This window comes from Arthrobacter sp. NPDC058097, from assembly GCF_042884885.1.
Lineage (GTDB): Bacteria > Actinomycetota > Actinomycetes > Actinomycetales > Micrococcaceae > Arthrobacter.
On the sequence record NZ_JBHVSZ010000018.1, the window covers coordinates 52,566 to 71,986 of the forward strand.

Here is a 19,421-nt window from a genome sequence, read left to right on the forward strand (position 1 = left end):
CCAGTCCCCGGGAGAGATCATGGCACCACATCCGGAAGCGTCCACCAGCGCCGGGCCAGCCCGGCGGACATTCCTCAAAACAATGGGCATCAGTGCCGCTGGCCTAGCCGGCGTGCCGCTGTTGGCGGCGTGCACCGGAGGCAACGGACCGTCCGCCGGAGGCTCGGAATCCTCCGGCCTGACCTTCGGCTCCGGTTCCTCCGACGAAGTTCCCAAGAAGGCGTACCAGGCAGTCACCGACGCGTTCACCCAGAAGACGGGCAAGACGGTCCGCACCAATGTGGTGCCGCACAACGACTTCCAGAACAAGATCAACTCCTACCTGCAGGGCTCACCGGACGACGCCTTCACCTGGTTCGCCGGCTACCGGATGCAGTTCTATGCGGGCAAAGGGCTCCTGGCGCCGGTCGATGACGTCTGGGCCAAGATCGGCGGCAACTTCTCCGACGCCCTGAAGAAGGCGTCCACCGGCCCGGACGGGAAGATGTACTTCGTCCCCAACTACAACTATCCGTGGGGCTTCTTCTACCGGAAGAGTGTGTGGGCCGACAAGGGCTACGAGGTGCCGGAAACCTTCGATGCCCTCAAGACCCTGGCGGCCAGGATGAAGGCCGACGGCATCATCCCGATCGGGTTCGCGGACAAGGACGGCTGGCCCGCCATGGGCACGTTCGACTACATCAACATGCGCCTCAACGGCTACCAGTTCCACGTGGACCTGTGCGCCCACAAGGAGTCCTGGGACCAGAAAAAGGTGACAGACGTCTTCGACACCTGGTCCGCCCTGCTCCCCTTCCAGGATCCTGCAGCGCTCGGCCAGACCTGGCAGGACGCGGCGCGGGCGCTGGCCGCGAAGAAGACCGGCATGTACCTGCTCGGCTCGTTCGTCACGCAGCAGTTCACCGATCCTGCCGTCCTGAAGGACATCGACTTCTTCGCCTTCCCGGAGATCGCCGTCGAGGGGCGCGACGCGGTGGAGGCACCCATCGACGGGCTGCTGCTGTCCACCAAGGGCGGCGGGAACGCGGCCGCGCACCAGTTCATGGAATTCATCGGCACGCCCGAAGGCCAGGACATCTACGCCTCGGTGGACGCCTCCAACATCGCCACGGCCAAAGGCGCGGACACCTCCAAGTTCACGCCGCTGAACAAGAAATGCGCCGACACCATCGCGCAGGCGAAGTCCATCAGCCAGTTCTTTGACCGCGATGCCCTGCCCGCCATGGCCAACAACGTCATGATCCCGGCCCTGCAGACCTTCCTCAAGGACGGCAAGATGGACGTCAAGAACCTTGAGGCGCAGGCCAAGTCGCTGTACGCGGCCCAGTAGCGGCCGGCATCCGTCCCATGAGCGCAACAGCACGAGACCTCGTCCCGCCGGAGTCCCGGGAACCCTCCAGGGCTCCGGCGAAGCGGGTCCGCAGCGGCAAGGTGCGCCGGCTCTCCACCCGGGACAAGGCCGTCCTGTCCCTCATGGTGGGCATTCCCACCCTCATCCAGCTGGTCTTCGTATGGCTGCCCACGGTCATGTCGATCGGGCTCAGCTTCACCCGCTGGAACGGCCTGGCCCTGACCGACATCAGGCCGGCGGGCGCGGACAACTACCAGTACATCTCGCAGGATTATCCGCCGTTCTGGCCTGCCATCCAGCACAACCTGCTGTGGCTGGCCTTCCTGGCCCTGGTGGCCACCCCGCTGGGCCTGCTCCTGGCGGTGCTCCTCGACCAGCAGATCCGCGGCAGCAGGATCTACCAGAGCATCTTCTTCACACCCGTGATGCTGTCGCTGGCACTGATCGGCATCATCTGGCAGCTGTTCTACCAGCGTGATAACGGCCTGCTGAACTTCCTGCTCGGCACGTCCGGGACGCCGCAGGCCGTCGACTGGTTCGGGGACTCCTCGGTGAACATCTGGGCAGCCATGATCGCCGCCACGTGGCGGCACGCCGGCTACGTCATGCTGCTGTACCTGGCGGGCCTCAAGGGCGTGGACCCCAGCCTGAAGGAGGCCGCCGCGATCGACGGGGCCAATGCGGCGCAGACCTTCTTCCGCGTGGTGTTCCCCGCGATGAGGCCCATCAACATCGTCATCGTCGTCATCACCATCATCGAGTCGCTGCGGGCATTCGACGTGGTGTACGTCATCAACCGCGGCACCAACGGCCTGGAGCTGCTCAGCGCCCTGGTGATCCAGAACCTCGTGGGCGAAGGCCAGGTGATCGGCGTCGGGTCCGCCCTTGCGGTGGTCCTGCTGGTCATCTCCCTCGTTCCCATCGTCTTCTACCTCAGCCGCACCTTCGGAAGGGAGAACAGGGCATGAGCGCCGCCGTCTCCCGCGGCACGGCTGTGACCGGGCAAACGGGGCAAACCGGGCGTTCCGGCAGCAAGCCGAAGCGGCACTACGGCACGCATATCTTCCTGACGGCCATGGCGGTCATGTGGCTGATCCCCCTGCTCTGGGCCGTGTTTACCGCTCTGCGGCCGATCGCCTCGACCAACGAGCACGGTTACTTCAGCGCGGCCGGCGACTTCAACTTCGACAACTTCATCCAGGCCTGGTCGCAGGGCGGCTTCTCCAAGTACCTCTGGAACTCGGTGATCATCTGCGTTCCGGCTGTGCTGCTGGTGCTCTTCTTCGCCTCCATGATGGCGTTCGCCGTCAGCCGGGTGAGCTGGAAATTCAACATCACCCTGCTCATCATGTTCACGGCGGGAAACCTGCTGCCGCCCCAGGTGCTGGCCGCGCCGCTGTTCGAGATGGCCAAGCACTTCCAGGTGCCGTATTCCTTCAGCGATTCGGGCAACATGCTGAACACGTACATCATCGTCATTGCGGTGAACATGGCGTTCCAGATGGGGTTCTGCACCTTCGTGCTGTCCAACTACATGAAGGCGCTCTCCGCGGACCTCACCGAGGCCGCGCTCGTGGACGGGGCCGGCATCTGGCGCCAGTACCGGGAAATCATCATGCCGCTGTGCCGGCCCGCCTTCGCGGCTCTGGCAACGCTGGAAGTCATCTTCATCTACAACGACTTCTTCTGGCCCCTGCTGTTCATCCAGAGCGGCGACCGGCTGCCCGTCACCACGGCCATCAACAACCTCCAGGGCGAGTTCCTGAACAACTACAACCTGCTGGCGGCCGGCGCGGTCATCACGGTCATCCCCACCCTCATTGTCTATCTGCTCCTGCAGCGGCAGTTTGTTGCAGGCCTGACTCTTGGTTCCAGCAAGGGCTAGGCGATGATGGGCAGTACGAGGTTTCATCCAGCGAAAGGATCCCGATGCTTCCCGCGGCCCGCCACCAGTCCATAGTGGACGCCGTCCGGCGCGAGCGGGTGGTCCGCGTGTCGGACCTCGCGCAGCAGCTGGGCGTGTCCCTGATGACGGTCCGCCGCGACATCGAGATGCTTGAGGAAAGCGGCCAGGTGGAACGGATCCACGGCGGCGCCAAGCTGCCCGGGGATGCCAGCACGCATGAGCCCGGGTTCGAGCTGAAGTCCACCCAGCTGACGGCGCAGAAACGCGCCATCGCGCTGGAGGCCGCCGCACTGGTCCATGAGGGCATGGCGGTTGCCCTCAGCGCGGGCACCACCACGTGGGCGCTGGCCAAAGAGCTCGCCAACGGCCCCCGGATCACGGCGGTGACCAACTCGGTAAAGATCGCCGACCTCTTCCACCATGCCCCGGCCCCGGGCTCCGGGCGCCACGCCTCAACGGTGATTCTCATCGGCGGCGAGCGCACGCCGTCGGACGCCCTGGTGGGTCCGATCGCGACGGCGGCACTCAGCCAGCTGCACCTGGACCTGCTGTTCCTCGGCGTGCACGGCATGGATGCGGATGCCGGCTACACGACGCCGAACCTCCTGGAGGCCGAAACCAACCGCGCGTTCATCGCCGCCTCGCGGAAGGTGGTGGTCCTGGCAGACCACACCAAGTGGGGCACCCAGGGCATCAGCACCATCGCCAAACTGGAGGAAGCCGACGAGGTGATCTGCGATTCCGGGCTGTCCCCCGACGCCCAGCGGATCCTCCGCGACCGGGTGGGCCGGCTTCGGCTCGTTTAGTCTCCGGCGAAGTTACAAGCAGCCGCAGGACTGCCTGACCAGGAGCTTCGTCGGGAAGACGCGGTGCCGGGCAGGCTCGCCGCGGTCCGCTCCGACGAGCGCCCGGACGGCGGCCTCCGCCATGTCCCGCACGGGCTGCTCCACGGTGGTCAGCATTGGCCAGGAGTACTCGGCGTCCTCCGACCCGTCGAAGGAGACCAGCGCGATGTCCTCCGGTACGGACAGGCCGGCCTCATGGAACGCGCGGAGGATGCCGATGGCCTGCATGTCGGAGCTGGCGAAGACGGCGGTGGGCCGGTGTCCCGATGCCAGGAACCGCTTCCCTGCGGCGTAGCCGCCCACCCGGGTGAAGGCACTGCGGGCAATGGGGCCTTCCGGCAGGCCGGCGCCCCTGAGCGCCTGCACCCAGCCCTCTTCGCGGGCGTCCGCTTCGTTGCCGGTGGTGGTGCCCATGGCGAGGCCGATGTTCGTGTGGCCATGGCCAATCAAATGCTCGACGGCGGTGCGCGCCCCCTTGGCCAGGTCCACGCCCACCGTGGTGACCCCGGCCGGGCTCCCGCTGTGGCTCAGAAGCACTGACGGGATCTCTGCGGTCTCAAGGTCCACCAGGTCCGGTTCGAACAGGACGCTGGCAAGCACCACCCCGTCCACCTGCCGGGCAGCCAGGTTCCGGATATTCCGGCGCTCCTTGGCCAGGTCGCCGTCCGAATTGGTCAGCACCAGGGCGTACCCGAGCGCCCCCGCCGCGTCCTCCACGGCGTGGGCCAGCATCGAGAAGAACGGGTTGCTGTTGTCCGGAATGACCAAACCAATCGTTTCGCTGGACCCCAGCTTCAGGGCCCGCGCAGCCGCGTTGGGGCGGTAGCCCAGCTGCCGGATGGCCTCCTGGACCTTCGCCTGGGTGGCGGGCGCCACCTTCTTCGGCCCGCCATTCACCACGTAGCTGACGACGGCGGTGCTCACCCCGGCGTATCGGGCAACATCCTTGCGGGTCACCTGGGTCCGCGGGGCGGGCACTGTCGGAATGGTCATAGTGTCCATGCTAGCTACAGCACGTCCTAGAGCGTGGCCGGAGCATCGCCGAAGTCGCGGATGGGGAGGCGTTCACCGTTGCGCCGGGCGGATTCATGGGCCACGATGCCGGGCAGGGTGTAGCGTGCGGCCGTCCACGCATTGATCGGGGGCAGCGAGCCCGTGTTCACGGCCGTCACAAAGTCGTCCACGAGGAACTGGTGGCTACCCTCGTGGCCGTTGGGGGCGCCGCGGAACTCATCCGGCAGCCTGCCACTGTCATGCACCGGCGCCAGTCCGGACACGAAGGCGTCCCGGAGTTCCGGCGCCACATTGGCGAGCGACGGATCGTCCAGCGGCACGCTGGGCCGGGACTCCATCTGCTCCGAGATGTCGTGAACGTTCACCTTGTCCTGCCACACCGTCACCTTGGCCAGCTGCTCGAAGCTGGCCTCGGTGCCGAAGAAGCGGAAGCGGGACTCCCGGATGTGCGAAGGGTAGCCCACCCGGCGCATCTCGTTGGTCCGCATGGCACCGCCGTCGTTCAGCTCAAAGAGGGCCGTGGCGTTGGAGAAGTCGTTCCCGAACATGCTGATGTCCTTGTCGAACACCCCGTCCCCGCGGTCATCCTTCACACCGACGCAGCTGACGCTGACGGCGTGCGCGGGCAGGGCGCCGAGGACGCCGCCGATCGCGTGCGTCGGGTACAGCATGGGCGGGTAGCTGGCGGTTTCCTTCCAACGCTCCCCGCCGCTGTACTGGTAGGCGTCGTAGAAGCCCAGGTCCATGTCGTGGACGTAGTCGCCTTCCGCGTAGAACACCCGCCCGAACCGGCCGGCCGCGTGCTGCTCGCGCGCATAGACCGTGGCCGGGTTGTAATAGCTGGTTTCGCCCATCATGTAGACGTTGCGCGTCTCGCGGACGGCGTCGATGATCTTGGCGATCTCGTCCTCGGTGACGGCCATGGGCACGGCCGAGTAGACGTGCTTACCGGCCCGGAGCGCCCGTTCCACCAGCGGTCCGTGCGTCCACCGCTGCGTGAAGATGGCAACGGCATCGACGCCGGACGCCAGCAGCTCGTCGAAGCTGCGGATGGAGCCGGCAAGGTCATACTGCGCAACCGCCTCGGCCGCCCGGTCCGCCCGCTCGTCCACGACGAAGACCTCGCTGACCCCCGGGTGGAGGTTGAAGAGATGGGCGAACTGGCCACCGAACTGCCCTACGCCGACTACTCCGATTGAAAACGCCATTGTTCCTGCCTTTCAGGATCCGGGCGACACCGTGTTCCTGGTGCTCGCACATGCTTGCGCCACAGTCTTGCAGCAGAATCTACTCGAGTCAATGATTGCAACGTTGGAGAAAATCGGGCCAGTAACGGCAAGGAAATAATCCTTGCGGACCCGTATCTACTCGTGTAGATTCGTTGGCGATTGTTAGTTCCATCACACACCCAGGAAGGGTCGATGATGACCACCCTTACCAAGCAGCAACAGGAGACGGCGGCGCGGGCCGGCCGTCCCAAGACAGCGAAACCCGCCCGGAAGAGCCTCATCCGCCGCCTCGGCGACCTGAGGGTGGCCCTGCTCTTCATCTTCCCGGCGATGATCGGCTTTGTTCTCTTTTATCTGGTCCCCACCATCCGGGGCTTCTACCTGAGCTTCACCGAGTACAGCATCCTGGGTGACCCCACCTGGATCGGCATCAAGAACTACACCGCCATGCTGGGCGACGAACTGTTCTGGAACGCCATGTGGGTCACCGTCCAGTACGTGGCACTGAACATCGGCTTCCAGACCGTCATCGCCCTGGGCCTGGCCCTGCTGATGCACCGCGTCGCGAAGTCCACATTCATCCGCGGCGCACTGCTGCTGCCCTTCCTGGTGGCCAACGTCATCGTCGCACTGCTGTGGTTCTGGATGCTCGACTACCAGATCGGCATCGTCAACGAAATCATCAGCTGGATGGGCCTGCCGCGCATCGCCTTCTTCGGCAGCGAGCAGTGGGCCATTCCCACCGTCGCCGCCGTCAACGTGTGGCGCCACATGGGCTACACGGCCCTGCTGATCTTCGCCGGGCTCCAGGCCATCCCGAACCACGTCTACGAGGTTGCATCGCTGGACGGTTCCTCCCCCACGCGGACGTTCTGGAGCATCACCATGCCGCTCCTTCGCCCTGTCCTGGTGCTGGTGCTGGTGGTAACCGTAATCGGGTCATTCCAGGTGTTCGACACCGTGGCAGTGACCACCGCAGGCGGCCCCATCAACGCTTCCCGCGTCATCCAGATGTACATCTACCAGAAGGCCTTCGGCGAATCGGACTTCGGCTACGCATCCGCGCTGTCCGTCATTCTCTTCCTCATTCTCGCCCTGGTGGCCTTCGTGCAAATGAAGTTCCTCAAGGGCAACGAATCGGATCTGGACTAAGGAACCCCAGCCATGAGCACCTCCATACTTTCCCGCAAGAAGCCCGCCAGCAACATCGCCATCAGGAAGAAGCCGGTCAACTGGCGGCGCGTCGGTGCCTGGGCACTCGTGACCCTTGCAGTGGCCGTCACGGTGGCACCCTTCCTGTGGATGCTCCGGACTGCGCTGTCCAGCAACGCCTCGCTGGCATCCAACGCCAGCAACCTGCTGCCCGCAGACTTCAGCCTCGGTGCCTTCAAGCGGGTCCTCGGGATGCAGAGCCCGGAAGAGGCCATCGCGGAAGGCGGCTCGGGAGCCGCGATCAATTTCTGGCTCTACCTGCGGAACTCCGTCATCTTCGCCACCGTCACCACTGCAGGTCAGGTCTTCTTCAGTGCGATGGCAGCGTACGCTTTCTCCCGCCTCCGCTGGCCCGGCCGGAACGTGGTGTTCGGCCTGTTCCTGGCAACCATGATGGTCCCGCCGATCTTCACCGCGCTGCCCAACTTCCTAATGATCAAGAACCTGGGCCTGCTCAACACCTTCGCCGGCATGACGCTGCCCTTCCTGTTCATGACGCCGTTCGCCATCTTCTTCCTGCGCCAGTTCTTCCTGGGCATGTCCAGGGAAGTGGAGGAAGCCGCCATGCTCGACGGCGCCAAGCACCTGCGGATCTTTTTCCAGATCGTCCTGCCCAACGCCGCCGCACCCTTGGCAACGCTGGCCCTGCTGACCTTCATCGGCCAGTGGAACGAATACTTCTGGCCGCTGCTCGTGGGCCAGGACGAAAGCGTCCGTGTGCTCACTGTGGGTCTGGGCGTCTTCAAGTCCCAGTCCCCGCAGGGCGCCCCCGACTGGACCGGCTTGATGGCCGCCACCCTCGTGGCCGCGCTCCCCGTGCTCCTGCTGTTCATCGCCTTCGGCAAGAAGGTAGTCAACTCCATCGGCTTCTCCGGAATCAAGTAACTCTCACCCGTTCGGTCCCCTGCACTGCCACCGGCGTGCATCCCCAAGAAAGGTCCATCATGAAGAAAACCATCGGCGTCGCAGCTGCCGCCGCGGCAATCGCTCTCTCGCTCTCCGCCTGTGGCGGAGGCAGCTCCGCCTCCAGCGAAGCCAAGGGCGAGATCAACTACTGGCTCTGGGACGCCAACCAGCTCCCCGCCTACCAGCAGTGCGCCAACGATTTCACCAAAGCCAACCCGGACATCAAGGTCAAGATCACCCAGCGCGGCTGGGACGACTACTGGACCACGCTGACCAACGGCTTCGTCGCCGGCACAGCCCCTGACGTCTTCACGAATCACCTGTCGAAGTACCCCGAGTACGCCGCCAAAAAGCAGCTGCTCCCCCTCGACGACGCCGTGGCCAAGGATGGCGTCAAGCTGGACAGCTTTACCAAGGGCCTGCCCGAACTCTGGGTCGGCCAGGACGGCAAGCGGTACGGCCTGCCGAAGGACTGGGACACCGTGGGCCTGTTCTACAACAAGGCCATGACGGACTCTGCCGGCATCAGCGCCGAGCAGATGGCCAACCTTGACTGGAACCCGACGGACGGCGGCAGCTACGAGAAGGCCATTGCCCACCTGACCGTGGACAAGAACGGCAAGCGCGGCGACGAAGCCGGCTTCGACAAGAACAACGTCGCAGTCTACGGGCTCGGCCTGGCGGGCAGCGGCTCCGGCCAGGGCCAGACGGAATGGAGCTTCCTGAGCGCCACCACGGGCTGGACCCACACGGACAAGAACCCCTGGGGCACCAAGTTCAACTACGACGATCCGAAATTCCAGGACACCATCGCCTGGTGGGCCGGCCTGATCGCCAAGGGCTACATGCCGAAGCTGGAAACCACCGTGGGCGCCAGCCTCGCGGACAACTTTGGCGCCGGCAAGGCGGCCATCAACACCACTGGTGACTGGCTGATCGGCCAGTACAAGGGCTACAAGGGCGTGGAAACGGCGTTCGCCCCCACCCCCAAGGGTCCGAACGGCAAGCGTGCCAGCATGTTCAACGGCCTGGCTGACTCCGTCTGGGCGGGCACCAAGAACCCTGCAGCGTCCGTCAAGTGGGTTGAATACCTCGGTTCCGCCGCCTGCCAGGACGTCGTGGCATCCAAGGCCGTGGTCTTCCCGGCCATCACCAGCTCCTCCGAAAAAGCGGCCAAGGCCTTCAAGGCCAAGGGCATTGATGTTTCGGCCTTCACCACCCATGTCAAGGACGGCACCACGTTCCTGTTCCCCATCGCGGACAAAGCCGCGAAGGTGGACGGCATCATGAAGCCTGCAATGGACGCCGTGCTCTCCGGCAAGAAGCCCGCCAGCTCCTTGACCGAAGCCAACAACCAGGTGAACGACCTCTTCAAGTAGGGGCCCGACTGGACGAGAATCAAAGTCCAGGCATCCACACAGCACCATCCCTGCGGGGCCGGAACAGCGCACACGGCGCCCGGCCCCGCAGCACCCAACATACCTATCTGCTTTTCACGAAAGAGACGTACCTATGGATCCCCTGCACCTCCGTTCCGCCGGCACCAGCCTGGTGATCAGCTTCAACAGCGGGGAGGCCGAGGTCATCCACTGGGGTGCCGACCTTGGCGGTGAGCTCCCGGCCCCGTCCATCCTCACGCCGGCCATCCCCAACTCCGCGGTCGACGTCACCGTCCCGGCCGGGTTGCTCCCGCAGGCGTCCTCGAGCTGGCGCGGCCGGCCGGCCCTGCGCGGTCACCGGATTTCCGACGGCGTCTCCGGACTGGACTTCTCCGTTCGCCTGCGCGCCGTGCGTGCCTCCGTCAACGGCAACTCCGCCGCCGTCGTCCAGCAGGATGCCGACGCCGGCATCACCGTCGAATCCACGCTCACCCTGCACGACGGCGGCCTGCTGGAACTGCGCCACACCGTCACGAACACCGGAACCACGCCGTTCCAGCTCGACGAACTGGCCACCGTCCTCCCGGTGTCTCCCGACGCCGTCGAACTTCTGGACCTGACCGGGCGCTGGTGCCGGGAACGGCACCCGCAGCGCCGCCCCATCCAGCAGGGCACCTGGGTCCGCAGCGGCCGGCACGGCCGCACCGGGCACGACTCCTCGCTGCTGTTCGCGGCCGGCACCGCAGGTTTCGGCAACCGCCACGGCCGGATCTGGGCCACGCACCTTGCCTGGAGCGGCAACCACGAACAGTTCGCGGACACCCTCGCCGACGGGCGCACCATGATCGGCGGCTCCGAGCTGCTGGGCCCGGCCGAGGTCATTCTTGAGCCCGGCGCCGGCTACGCCACGCCCAAACTCTTCGCTGCATATTCGGACCGCGGCCTGGACGGCATCAGCGAGGCGTTCTACAGCTGGTTCCGTGCGCGTCCGCACCACGTTCTCCCGGCCGCCGGCGGCGGCAAGCCGCGCCCCGTGGTGCTCAACACCTGGGAGGCCGTCTACTTCGACCACAACCTGGACACCCTGATCGAGCTCGCGGACTCGGCCGCCGACCTCGGCGTGGAGCGATTCGTCCTCGACGACGGCTGGTTCCGCGGCCGCCGCGACGACACCGCCGGCCTGGGCGACTGGTTCGTCGACGAGACGCTGTGGCCGGACGGGCTGACGCCGCTCATCGAGGCCGTCACGACCCGGGGCATGGAGTTCGGCCTGTGGGTGGAACCCGAGATGATCAACCTCAACTCGGACGTCGCCCGGGCGCACCCGGACTGGATCGTGGGGCCGGCCGCCGCCTCGCACAAGGACGGCGGACGGCTGCCCCTGGCCTGGCGCAACCAGCACGTCATCGACCTCGTGAACCCGGAGGCGTGGCAGTACGTCTTCGGCCGGATCGATGCCCTCCTGCGCGAAAACAACATCAGCTACCTCAAGTGGGACCAGAACCGGGACCTCACCGAGCACGGACACGCCGGACGCGCCTCCGTCCACGAGCAGACCCTCGCCGCCTACCGCCTGTTCGAGGAGCTCCGGAAGGCCCATCCCGGCGTCGAGATCGAGAGCTGCTCCTCCGGCGGGGCGCGCGTGGACCTCGGCATCCTCGACCGCACCGACCGTCTCTGGGCATCGGACTGCAACGACGCCCTGGAGCGGCAGACCATCCAGCGGTGGACCGGCGTCGTGGTTCCGCCTGAACTGGTGGGCGGGCACATCGGCCCCACCACCTCGCACACCACCGCCCGCACCCACGACCTGTCCTTCCGCGCCATTACGGCACTGTTCGGCCATTTCGGGATGGAGTGGGACGTGCGGGAGGTGCAGGGCGAGCAGCGCGAGGAGCTCAAGCGCTTCATCGCGCTGTACAAGGAGCACCGCGGGCTGATCCACAGCGGCCGCATGGTCCGGGCCGACGTCCCCGACGAGTCGCTGATGCTCCACGGCGTGGTGGCTGGTTCTGCCGGTTCCGGTTCCGTTGATGCGGGCTCGACGGCGGCCCTGTTCGCCCTGGTGAGCACGCGCACCTCGTTCGCCGAACTGCTGGGGCGGGTGGCATTGCCCGGGCTGGACGCGGCGCGCCGCTACCGGGTGGAGGCCATCTTCCCGGCCCCGGTGGACGCCGACTACGGCCACACCTTCACCCAGATCCAGCCGCCGGCCTGGCTGGCTTCGGGGGCCGAGGCCAGCGGCCGGTTCCTGGCCGAGGTCGGGCTGCCGATGCCCAACATCAACCCGGAGCACGCCCTGGTGCTGAAAGTCACGGCGCTCTAGAAGCGCGAACATAAGCCCCGCACCGCCGGCCTTCCCGCCGGTGGTGCGGGGCGCCGCGTTTCCGTAACGAAGGCCCCGCCCTCGAAACACCGGCAGGCCGACGCGATAGATTTGCAGTCATGACTGAAGCCCCCTCTGCCACCGAAGCCGGCCGCGGCACCATCCTCGTCCTCAACGGCCCCAACCTGAACCTCCTCGGCACCCGCGAGCCGGAAAAGTACGGCACGGCCACGCTGGCCGACGTCGAACAGCTCGCCAAGGACACCGCCGCCGCCCGCGGGCTCGACGTCGAGTGCTTCCAGTCCAACCACGAAGGCGCCTTGGTGGACGCAATCCACGCCGCCCGCGGCAAGGCCATCGGCATCGTACTGAACGCCGGGGCGTACACCCATACCTCGGTGGCCATCCGCGACGCCATCTCAGCGGTGCAGCTCCCCGCGGTGGAAGTCCACATCACCAACGTGCACGCCCGCGAGGAATTCCGGCACCACTCCTACCTCTCGGACATCAGCAAGGCCGTGATCGCCGGCGCCGGGATCCTGGGCTACCGGTTCGCCGTGGAATACCTCGCCGACCTGAATGCCGGCAAGGCCTGAGCATGCCGGCGGCGGGGTCTACCGGCTCCGGCACCGCAGAGTGGTACCGGCACTTCGGCACCGGATGCCCTTATTGCTGGATGCACTGCCCCGACGACACGGGACTGGACAGGCTTGGCGCCTCTGCAGCCACCGGCCGGAGGTCGATCATCGGTATCGCGAAGCCCAGTGCCGCATTGGACGTTGTCTTCGCGAAGATGACACCCGCCACCTCACCGTTGGTGGTGAGCAGCGGCCCCCCGGAGTTGCCGGGCTGGACGTCGCCGGCAAGCTTGTACACCTCGTCGGGAACGGGGTTGTTGCCGTAGATGTCCGGCACCAGCACGGTTGAAATGCCCTGCACGGTGGCCGGTTTGGACTGGTAGGGGCCGCCGTGCGGGTAGCCGGCAAAGGCGGCGGCGCTTCCTGCGGGCAGGTCGGAGCTCAGCGGCAATGCTGCGGTGGGCAGGCCATCTACCGCCAGGACCGCGAGGTCGCGCTTGCTGTCGAAGTACACCACCCTGCCGGGCATGGCTCCGCCGCCGGGGACTTCCACCACCGGTTGCGAAACGCCTGCCACAACGTGCGCGTTGGTCACCACGCGTCCGGCCGACACAACAAAGCCTGTTCCGGTCTGGTTCTGCCCGCACTGGAAGGCGGTGCCGGCAATCTTCAGGACCGAACCGGCTGCCCTGTTCAGCGCCGGAGTGTCCGTGCTGGCGTTCGGAACCGGAACCTGCTGGTCCTGCCCGATGCCCTCAATGAGCGTGGGGATGCCGTCGCCAATCACGGCAGAGCGCAGCTGTGCCATGGCGGATTTGACCGGGTTGGGCGTCAGTCCGTCTATGAAACGGATCACCTTGGACTCGGCCAGCTGCTGTGACACGAAGGGCACGCCAAGTGAGCTGATGCTGAAGGCCAGCATGGACATGACCAGCGCGGACACGACCAGGTTCACGGCACCGCCGATGAGCCTGTCCACAGCCCGAAGCGGCTGCATGCGCACAGCGCTGCGGATGCTGCGCCCGATCATGGTGCCGAGCGCATTGCCCAGGACCACCAGCAGGACGGCGGTGCCGATGATGGCGGTCAGGCGCCACCCGCTGTCCTCCACGAAGTCGCTGACCAGCGGGACGGAGAGGAAAGCGGCCACGGCGCCGGCCGCGAAGCCGGCAAGGCCGCCGACAGTCACCAGGAAGCCGTTGCGCAGGCCGTAGATCAGATAGGACAAAAGCGTGAGAATCAACGCAAGGTCCAGAACGGTCAGGCCAAACACCGGGTCTCCTCAAAAGCAGCTAAGCCCCGATTCTACTGGCGGAGTCTGACAGTTTGCCGTGGATCGGCGGAGCCTACGCTGGTCTCGCAGCGTCTTTTAGGGCGTTTCAGCTGCCAAGTACGTCACAGAACGTTGAAAATTCTGAAACAATGGCACAAGCGCCCCAGACGACACTTTTACTCAGGAGAATTCATGGACATCGAGGTATTGCGCCGCGCACCCCTTTTCGCCACGCTGGACGACGACGCGTTCCGCCTGCTGACGGACGAACTGACCGAGGTCGACCTGTCCCGCGGCGCATCCGTCTTCCGCGAAGGCGACCAGGGTGACCAGCTCTACTTCATCGTCTCCGGCAAGGTAAAGCTTGGCCGCACCTCCCCCGACGGCCGCGAATCCCTGCTGGCCATTCTCGGCCCGGGTGAGCTCTTCGGCGAGATGGCCCTGTTCGACCCCAGCCCCCGCACCGCCACGGCCACCGCCGTCTCGGAGACCCGCCTGGCCGGCCTCAAGAACGAAAGCCTGAACTCCCTGCTGCGGACCCGCCCCGAGGTCTCCGCCCAGCTGCTGCAGGCCCTGGCCCGCCGCCTCCGCCGCACCAACGACTCCCTCTCCGACCTGGTCTTCTCCGACGTGCCAGGCCGCGTGGCCAAGGCCCTCCTGGACCTCGCCGACCGCTTCGGCCGTCCCGCCACCGACGGTGTTCTCGTCGCCCACGAACTCACCCAGGAGGAACTGGCCCAGTTGGTCGGCGCCTCCCGCGAAACCGTCAACAAGGCTCTCGCCGAGTTCGTCCAGCGCGGCTGGCTGCGCCTCGAGGCACGCGCCGTCGTGATCCTGGACATGCAGCGCCTCCGCCAGCGCTCCCGCTAACTCACACGCCAAAGGCCGCCCCTGCTCGTCCGGGGCGGCCTTTCGCTATTTAACCTCACCACCGGCGGAAGGCCTTTCGCTTCCAGCTCACCACCGGCGGAAGGCGAGCCTTCGGCGTCGCTTAGACACAACGCATAGGGACCCTTCCGGTCGCTGAGCGACCTCCAAGGTCCGATGCGTCGCGATGCGCTCCTTTCCGAAGGCCCGCAATCCGCCTCAGCCGGTGGTTGGGAAATTCCCTTTGGTTGAGCAAGATGGTCCGCTCGTTGAGCCTGTCGAAACTAGCTGGCCGGACCCTTGATCTCGACAAGCTCGATCAGCAGGGCGAGAGGGTTCGGAAAAAAGCAACAGGATCTGCGAGAGCGTTTGGTGAGATACGCACGAGCCGGGCTGCGGGCCTTCGGGTAGGAGCGCATCGCGGCGCATCGCGGTCCGGAGGTCGCTCAGCGACCGGAGGGGCCCCTATGCGTCGTGTCTAAGCGACGGCGAAGGGCCGCTGCCCGGCGGAGGTGACTAAAGCGGAAGGATCCAGAGACGGGGTTTACCGCTCGCGCTGGGGCTCTCCGGCTACTGTTTTGGCTGCCTCGACTTCGAGCATGAGCGTCCCGTTTTCGTCGACGAGCCGGGGCTGGTAGACGTGCGGGGTGCGCTTGTAGCTGAGGTAGGCGATGCAGCCGTTTGCTTTGGCCATCTTTTCGAGCATGATTTCCGAGCCGGGAACCATGAGCTGGCCGAGGGTGAGGCCGACGGTGTTTTCCTGGCCCACCTCATCGCCCAGGAGGGTCGTGTCGCGTTCGGCGATGACCTTGGTGGCGCACACCCACCGGCCCCAGACGCCCTTGCTCTCCAGGATGGAGGGCTGCTGGTTCATGGGGACGGTGGCGGCGAAGTACCGGGTGTTGAAGCGCCGGTGCGCGAAGTCCGGGCTGAGCCAGTTCACAAGCGGCTTAAGCAGGTCGGTGCGCAGCGACAGGCCGCGTTTGGCCAGCTCCTCGGTGAACGACTTTTCCTGCGACGCCACCGCCTCCCGGGCCTTCATCCACTCGGCGGTGGACGTCGCCTCCACGGTGGAGGACAGGTCCGGGCCGGCCAGCAGCACGCCGGTCTCCTCGAACAGTTCGCGGACTGCGCCCACCACGTGGCGGCGGGCGAGCCCGACGTCGTCCGTTCCCATCTGCTCAGCCCAGTGCTGGGGTGAGGGGCCCAACCAGCCGACGGCGTCGTCGTCGGACGCATCCAGGGAACCGCCCGGGAAGGCGACGACGCCCAGCGGCGACTCTCCCGGACGGTAACCGAGCCAGGTTTCCAGGCCCGTGGGCGAATCCCGGAGGAGCACCACGGAGGACGCGAAACGGGGCTTGCGGGGAGTCCGCTCGCCATGTTCGAGCCAGCTTCTTGCCGCCCCTTCAAGGTCGGGAGGAAGGGCAAAGAGCCGGCGTGCTAGTTGGGGCAAAGGAACCTACTGCTCCCTAACTGAATTCGGCGATCAGTTCGACTTCCACGGGAGAGTCGAGCGGCAGGACTGAAACGCCGACGGCGGAACGGGCGTGCTGGCCTGCGTCACCGAAGACGCGGCCCAGGAGCTCGGACGCGCCGTTGATGACGCCGGGCTGGCCGGTAAAGGAGGGATCGGAGGAGACAAATCCCACGACCTTGACGATGCGCGTGATGCGGTCGAGGTCGCCGATGACGCTCTTCACGGCGGCCAGGGCGTTCACGGCACAGACGGCGGCGTATGCCTTCGCGTCTTCCGGCGACACAGTTGGTTCGTCCGAGGTTCCCTCGGTGCCGGCGGACACCTTGCCGGTAGCTTCGAGTTTGCCGTTAATAAACGGCAGCTGCCCGGACGTGTAAACGTGGTTGCCGGAGACGACGGCGGGCACGTATGCGGCCACGGGGGCGGCAACTTCCGGGAGGGTCAGTCCCAGCTCGGCGAGACGCTGCTCGACGGCGGACGATGGCGCCAGATCAGCGCTGGAAGCGGTTTCCTGGGGGGTGGTCATGCTACTGCTTCTCCCTCTTAAGGTAGGCGACAAGGCCGTTGCCGTCGGGTCCGGGAACTACCTGAACAAGCTCCCAGCCGTCGTCTCCCCACTGGTCCAGAATCTGCTTCGTGGCGTGGATGATGAGCGGAATCGTGGCGTACTCCCATTTGGTCATGAAATAAAGCCTAATCGTTGCCGGTAAACTGGAGAACATGGCGACTCGTAAGAACCCCATATTCGACACGGCCACCACCCTAGGAAAAATTCTTGGCTTCCTTGGCGTGAGCGCTATTTGTGGCGTCCTCGTGGCCGGCCTGCTGGTTCCTGCAGCGGCCGTTTCGGGCAGCACAGCCAGCGGCTCGATCGAATTCTTTGACACCCTGCCCGCTGAACTCCAGGTGGACCCGCCCAGCCAGTCCACCAAGGTCCTGGCCGCGGACGGGAGCGTGATCGCCAACCTGTACGCGGAGAACCGCACCCGCGTTCCGCTGGACCAGATCTCCCCGTTCATGAAGGACGCGGTGATCTCCATTGAGGACAGCCGGTTCTACGAGCACGGCGGCGTGGACACCACCGGCATCCTCCGCGCCCTGGTCGCCACGGCGCGCGGCAACAAGCAGGGTGCGTCCACCATCACGCAGCAATACGTCAACAACGTCCTCAACGCCAACCTTGAAGCGGAGGGCAACTCCGACGAGATCAAGCTCAACGGCGTCAACAAGGGCGTCGGCGACAAGCTCCGCGAAATGAAGCTCGCCATCGCACTGGAGAAGAAATTCACCAAGGAACAGATCCTTGAGGGCTACCTGAACATCGTCTTCTTCAACCGTGACGCGTACGGTATTGAGGCCGCCTCCAAGTTCTTCTTCAGCACAACCGCGAAGGATCTGACGCTCCCCCAGGCCGCGCTGCTCGCCGGCCTCGTGAACAGCCCGTCGGCCTTCGATCCGATCACCAACCCGGACAACGCGAAGAAGCGCCGGGACCTGGTGCTGAGTGCGATGCTCACCCACGGCAAGATCACCAAGGCCCAGTACACCGCGGCTGTGGCAACCCCGGTCAAGCCGAAGGTGACGCCGGCGCGGCAGGGCTGCGCCTACTCGCCCACCGCCCCGTACTTCTGTGACTACGTCCTGCACCTTCTGCTGAACAACCCGGCGTACGGAGCGGATGCCACCGAACGTGAGAAGAAGGTGTTCCGCGGCGGCCTGACCATCAAGACCACCCTGGACCCGAAGGCACAGAAGGCCGCCCAGGACCAGGTGAACGCCGCCGCCGGCACGAACCCGGACAAGTGGGGCGCCGCCCTGGTGTCCGTTGAACCGGGCACGGGCAAGATCACCAACATGGCCCAGAACACCTCGTGGTTTGCGGGCAAGGGCAAGTTCGACTCGCAGATCAACTTCAGCGTTGACCAGTACGACGACCAGGGCAACGACCTGAACGGCCTGGGTGGCGCTCAGCCGGGCTCCACCATGAAGCCGTTCACATTTGCGGAGTGGCTGAACGAGGGCAAGTCGATGAACACCATCGTTAATGCCGCCCAGCGCCGGTACCCGCAGGACTTCCCGTGGCAGAACACCTGCCCCACCCCCACGGTGGGCTGGTATGACAGCACCAACGGCACGGAGGACCTGCAGAACGCCGAAGAGAACTACTACCGGCCGATGAGCGTGCTGGATGGCCTGAAGAACTCCATCAACACGGCAACGTTCGCCTCGGCCTCCCAGCTGGACCTGTGCGGCATCCAGAAGGTTGTGGACGCGGTTGGACTGCATGAAGGACTGCCGGCCCGCGACAAGGAAACCAACGCGGTGGTGGATCCGAACCCGAAGATCACCATGACCACCATCGGTAACCTGCTGGGTTCGAGGCAGACGGCGCCGCTGACCATGGCCGCCGCCTTTGCGACGTTCTCCAATGACGGCAAGTACTGTGCCCCGATCGCCATCACCTCGGTGACCGACCAGACCGGTGCGCAGCTGCCGGCGCAGTCTCCGGCCTGCCGGGACGCGCTCAAGCCCGAGGTGGCACGCGGCGTGAACTATGCGCTGCAGAAGGTCCTGAATGAGGGGTCAGGTTCCCTGATTCAGCCGCGGATCTCCACGCTGACCAACTTCCCGATCGCGGCGAAGACCGGTACGTCCAACAACAACGGTTCCACCTGGGTCGTCGGACACACCACGGGACTCGCGACGGCAGCGTGGTTCGGTGACCCACTCGGTAACCAGCAGCGCGCCGGCCAGAACGTGACCATCAACGGCAAGTTCTACACCGGCATCGACGGCTACATGATCGCCGGGCCGATGTTCTCGAACTTCATGTCGCAGATCGCACCGGCCTACGGCACGGAACCCTTCCCGGAACCGCCGTCGAACCTGCTGTACGGCACGCCGCAGTTCGAGCCCACCGTCCCGAACAACCCCTCGACCGGCGGAGACACCGGTGCGAACAACGGCGGCAACACCGGCGGAAGCACCGGAGGCACCGGCAACAACAGCAGTAACGGAAATGGCAACGGCAACAGCACCAAGGGGAACGGCTGAC

General features: G+C 65.7%; 17 protein-coding genes. 11 read left to right on the forward strand and 6 right to left on the reverse strand.

Going from position 1 to position 19,421, the window contains the following annotated elements:
* Positions 1-19 precede the first annotated feature (19 nt).
* The 4 genes from ACFVTE_RS22745 to ACFVTE_RS22760 are packed head-to-tail and all read left to right on the forward strand — an operon-like array spanning position 20 to position 4,063.
* Entirely contained in the window at positions 20-1,330 is a 1,311-nt protein-coding gene (locus ACFVTE_RS22745; protein ID WP_387104632.1) for an ABC transporter substrate-binding protein, read from the forward strand.
* Positions 1,331-1,347: 17 nt separating this feature from the next.
* Positions 1,348-2,319 (forward strand): carbohydrate ABC transporter permease, encoded by a 972-nt coding sequence (locus ACFVTE_RS22750; RefSeq protein ID WP_387104635.1) that lies wholly within the window; start codon positions 1,348-1,350, stop codon positions 2,317-2,319.
* Positions 2,316-3,236 (forward strand): carbohydrate ABC transporter permease, encoded by a 921-nt coding sequence (locus ACFVTE_RS22755; RefSeq protein ID WP_387104638.1) that lies wholly within the window; start codon positions 2,316-2,318, stop codon positions 3,234-3,236. The genes ACFVTE_RS22750 and ACFVTE_RS22755 overlap by 4 nt, the downstream gene beginning before the upstream one ends.
* A 44-nt stretch (positions 3,237-3,280) precedes the next feature.
* Positions 3,281-4,063, forward strand: a complete 783-nt coding sequence (locus ACFVTE_RS22760) for a DeoR/GlpR family DNA-binding transcription regulator (RefSeq protein WP_387104640.1) — start codon at positions 3,281-3,283, stop codon at positions 4,061-4,063.
* Between the two features lie 12 nt (positions 4,064-4,075).
* Here the strand turns inward: ACFVTE_RS22760 and ACFVTE_RS22765 are convergent, their stop codons facing one another.
* Positions 4,076-5,104: a LacI family DNA-binding transcriptional regulator gene (locus ACFVTE_RS22765; RefSeq protein ID WP_387104643.1), complete on the reverse strand. Its 1,029-nt coding sequence runs from the start codon at positions 5,102-5,104 to the stop codon at positions 4,076-4,078.
* A gap of 17 nt (positions 5,105-5,121) precedes the next feature.
* Positions 5,122-6,324: a Gfo/Idh/MocA family protein gene (locus ACFVTE_RS22770; protein WP_387104645.1), complete on the reverse strand. Its 1,203-nt coding sequence runs from the start codon at positions 6,322-6,324 to the stop codon at positions 5,122-5,124.
* A gap of 216 nt (positions 6,325-6,540) precedes the next feature.
* Here ACFVTE_RS22770 and ACFVTE_RS22775 point away from each other — a divergent pair, with 216 nt between their 5' ends.
* The 5 genes from ACFVTE_RS22775 (at position 6,541) to aroQ (ending at position 12,764) form a co-directional block, all read left to right on the forward strand.
* Complete coding sequence (locus tag ACFVTE_RS22775; RefSeq protein WP_387104712.1) at positions 6,541-7,497, forward strand: carbohydrate ABC transporter permease; 957 nt, start codon at positions 6,541-6,543, stop codon at positions 7,495-7,497.
* Between the two features lie 12 nt (positions 7,498-7,509).
* Positions 7,510-8,442 (forward strand): carbohydrate ABC transporter permease, encoded by a 933-nt coding sequence (locus ACFVTE_RS22780; RefSeq protein WP_387104648.1) that lies wholly within the window; start codon positions 7,510-7,512, stop codon positions 8,440-8,442.
* 59 nt (positions 8,443-8,501) lie between these two features.
* Positions 8,502-9,842, forward strand: coding sequence for an ABC transporter substrate-binding protein (locus tag ACFVTE_RS22785; protein ID WP_387104650.1), 1,341 nt, complete (start codon positions 8,502-8,504; stop codon positions 9,840-9,842).
* A 133-nt stretch (positions 9,843-9,975) separates the two neighbouring features.
* Positions 9,976-12,168, forward strand: coding sequence for an alpha-galactosidase (locus ACFVTE_RS22790; RefSeq protein WP_387104653.1), 2,193 nt, complete (start codon positions 9,976-9,978; stop codon positions 12,166-12,168).
* Between the two features lie 119 nt (positions 12,169-12,287).
* On the forward strand, positions 12,288-12,764 hold the full coding sequence (gene aroQ / locus ACFVTE_RS22795) for a type II 3-dehydroquinate dehydratase (protein ID WP_387104656.1): 477 nt from the start codon (positions 12,288-12,290) through the stop codon (positions 12,762-12,764).
* A gap of 70 nt (positions 12,765-12,834) precedes the next feature.
* Here the strand turns inward: aroQ and ACFVTE_RS22800 are convergent, their stop codons facing one another.
* Positions 12,835-14,019 (reverse strand): MarP family serine protease, encoded by a 1,185-nt coding sequence (locus ACFVTE_RS22800; RefSeq protein ID WP_387104658.1) that lies wholly within the window; start codon positions 14,017-14,019, stop codon positions 12,835-12,837.
* Positions 14,020-14,211: 192 nt separating this feature from the next.
* Between ACFVTE_RS22800 and ACFVTE_RS22805 the strand changes: the two genes are divergently transcribed.
* On the forward strand, positions 14,212-14,889 hold the full coding sequence (locus tag ACFVTE_RS22805) for a Crp/Fnr family transcriptional regulator (protein WP_003797871.1): 678 nt from the start codon (positions 14,212-14,214) through the stop codon (positions 14,887-14,889).
* Positions 14,890-15,430: 541 nt separating this feature from the next.
* On the opposite strand, the gene ACFVTE_RS22810 is transcribed toward ACFVTE_RS22805, so the two are convergent.
* The 3 genes from ACFVTE_RS22810 to ACFVTE_RS22820 are packed head-to-tail and all read right to left on the reverse strand — an operon-like array spanning position 15,431 to position 17,049.
* The gene (locus tag ACFVTE_RS22810; protein WP_387104661.1) at positions 15,431-16,342 is read right to left on the reverse strand and encodes an NUDIX hydrolase; all 912 of its coding nucleotides are present in this window, start codon (positions 16,340-16,342) and stop codon (positions 15,431-15,433) included.
* Between the two features lie 16 nt (positions 16,343-16,358).
* A complete protein-coding gene (locus ACFVTE_RS22815; protein WP_378001071.1) occupies positions 16,359-16,892 on the reverse strand; it encodes a RidA family protein in 534 nt (177 codons plus the stop codon).
* 1 nt (position 16,893) lies between these two features.
* On the reverse strand, positions 16,894-17,049 hold the full coding sequence (locus ACFVTE_RS22820; RefSeq protein WP_003797879.1) for a DUF4177 domain-containing protein: 156 nt from the start codon (positions 17,047-17,049) through the stop codon (positions 16,894-16,896).
* Positions 17,050-17,086: 37 nt separating this feature from the next.
* Between ACFVTE_RS22820 and ACFVTE_RS22825 the strand changes: the two genes are divergently transcribed.
* Complete coding sequence (locus ACFVTE_RS22825; RefSeq protein ID WP_387104665.1) at positions 17,087-19,420, forward strand: transglycosylase domain-containing protein; 2,334 nt, start codon at positions 17,087-17,089, stop codon at positions 19,418-19,420.
* Position 19,421: the final 1 nt, after the last annotated feature.

Coding starts and splice junctions, on each gene's coding strand:
- ACFVTE_RS22765 (WP_387104643.1), bottom strand. CDS start 5,104: ATGGACACTATGACCATTCCGACAGTGCCCGCCCCGCGGACCCAGGTG.
- ACFVTE_RS22760 (WP_387104640.1), top strand. CDS start 3,281: ATGCTTCCCGCGGCCCGCCACCAGTCCATAGTGGACGCCGTCCGGCGC.
- ACFVTE_RS22815 (WP_378001071.1), bottom strand. CDS start 16,892: ATGACCACCCCCCAGGAAACCGCTTCCAGCGCTGATCTGGCGCCATCG.
- ACFVTE_RS22825 (WP_387104665.1), top strand. CDS start 17,087: ATGGCGACTCGTAAGAACCCCATATTCGACACGGCCACCACCCTAGGA.
- ACFVTE_RS22785 (WP_387104650.1), top strand. CDS start 8,502: ATGAAGAAAACCATCGGCGTCGCAGCTGCCGCCGCGGCAATCGCTCTC.
- aroQ (WP_387104656.1), top strand. CDS start 12,288: ATGACTGAAGCCCCCTCTGCCACCGAAGCCGGCCGCGGCACCATCCTC.
- ACFVTE_RS22790 (WP_387104653.1), top strand. CDS start 9,976: ATGGATCCCCTGCACCTCCGTTCCGCCGGCACCAGCCTGGTGATCAGC.
- ACFVTE_RS22805 (WP_003797871.1), top strand. CDS start 14,212: ATGGACATCGAGGTATTGCGCCGCGCACCCCTTTTCGCCACGCTGGAC.
- ACFVTE_RS22755 (WP_387104638.1), top strand. CDS start 2,316: ATGAGCGCCGCCGTCTCCCGCGGCACGGCTGTGACCGGGCAAACGGGG.
- ACFVTE_RS22780 (WP_387104648.1), top strand. CDS start 7,510: ATGAGCACCTCCATACTTTCCCGCAAGAAGCCCGCCAGCAACATCGCC.
- ACFVTE_RS22820 (WP_003797879.1), bottom strand. CDS start 17,049: ATGACCAAATGGGAGTACGCCACGATTCCGCTCATCATCCACGCCACG.
- ACFVTE_RS22770 (WP_387104645.1), bottom strand. CDS start 6,324: ATGGCGTTTTCAATCGGAGTAGTCGGCGTAGGGCAGTTCGGTGGCCAG.
- ACFVTE_RS22775 (WP_387104712.1), top strand. CDS start 6,541: ATGACCACCCTTACCAAGCAGCAACAGGAGACGGCGGCGCGGGCCGGC.
- ACFVTE_RS22745 (WP_387104632.1), top strand. CDS start 20: ATGGCACCACATCCGGAAGCGTCCACCAGCGCCGGGCCAGCCCGGCGG.
- ACFVTE_RS22750 (WP_387104635.1), top strand. CDS start 1,348: ATGAGCGCAACAGCACGAGACCTCGTCCCGCCGGAGTCCCGGGAACCC.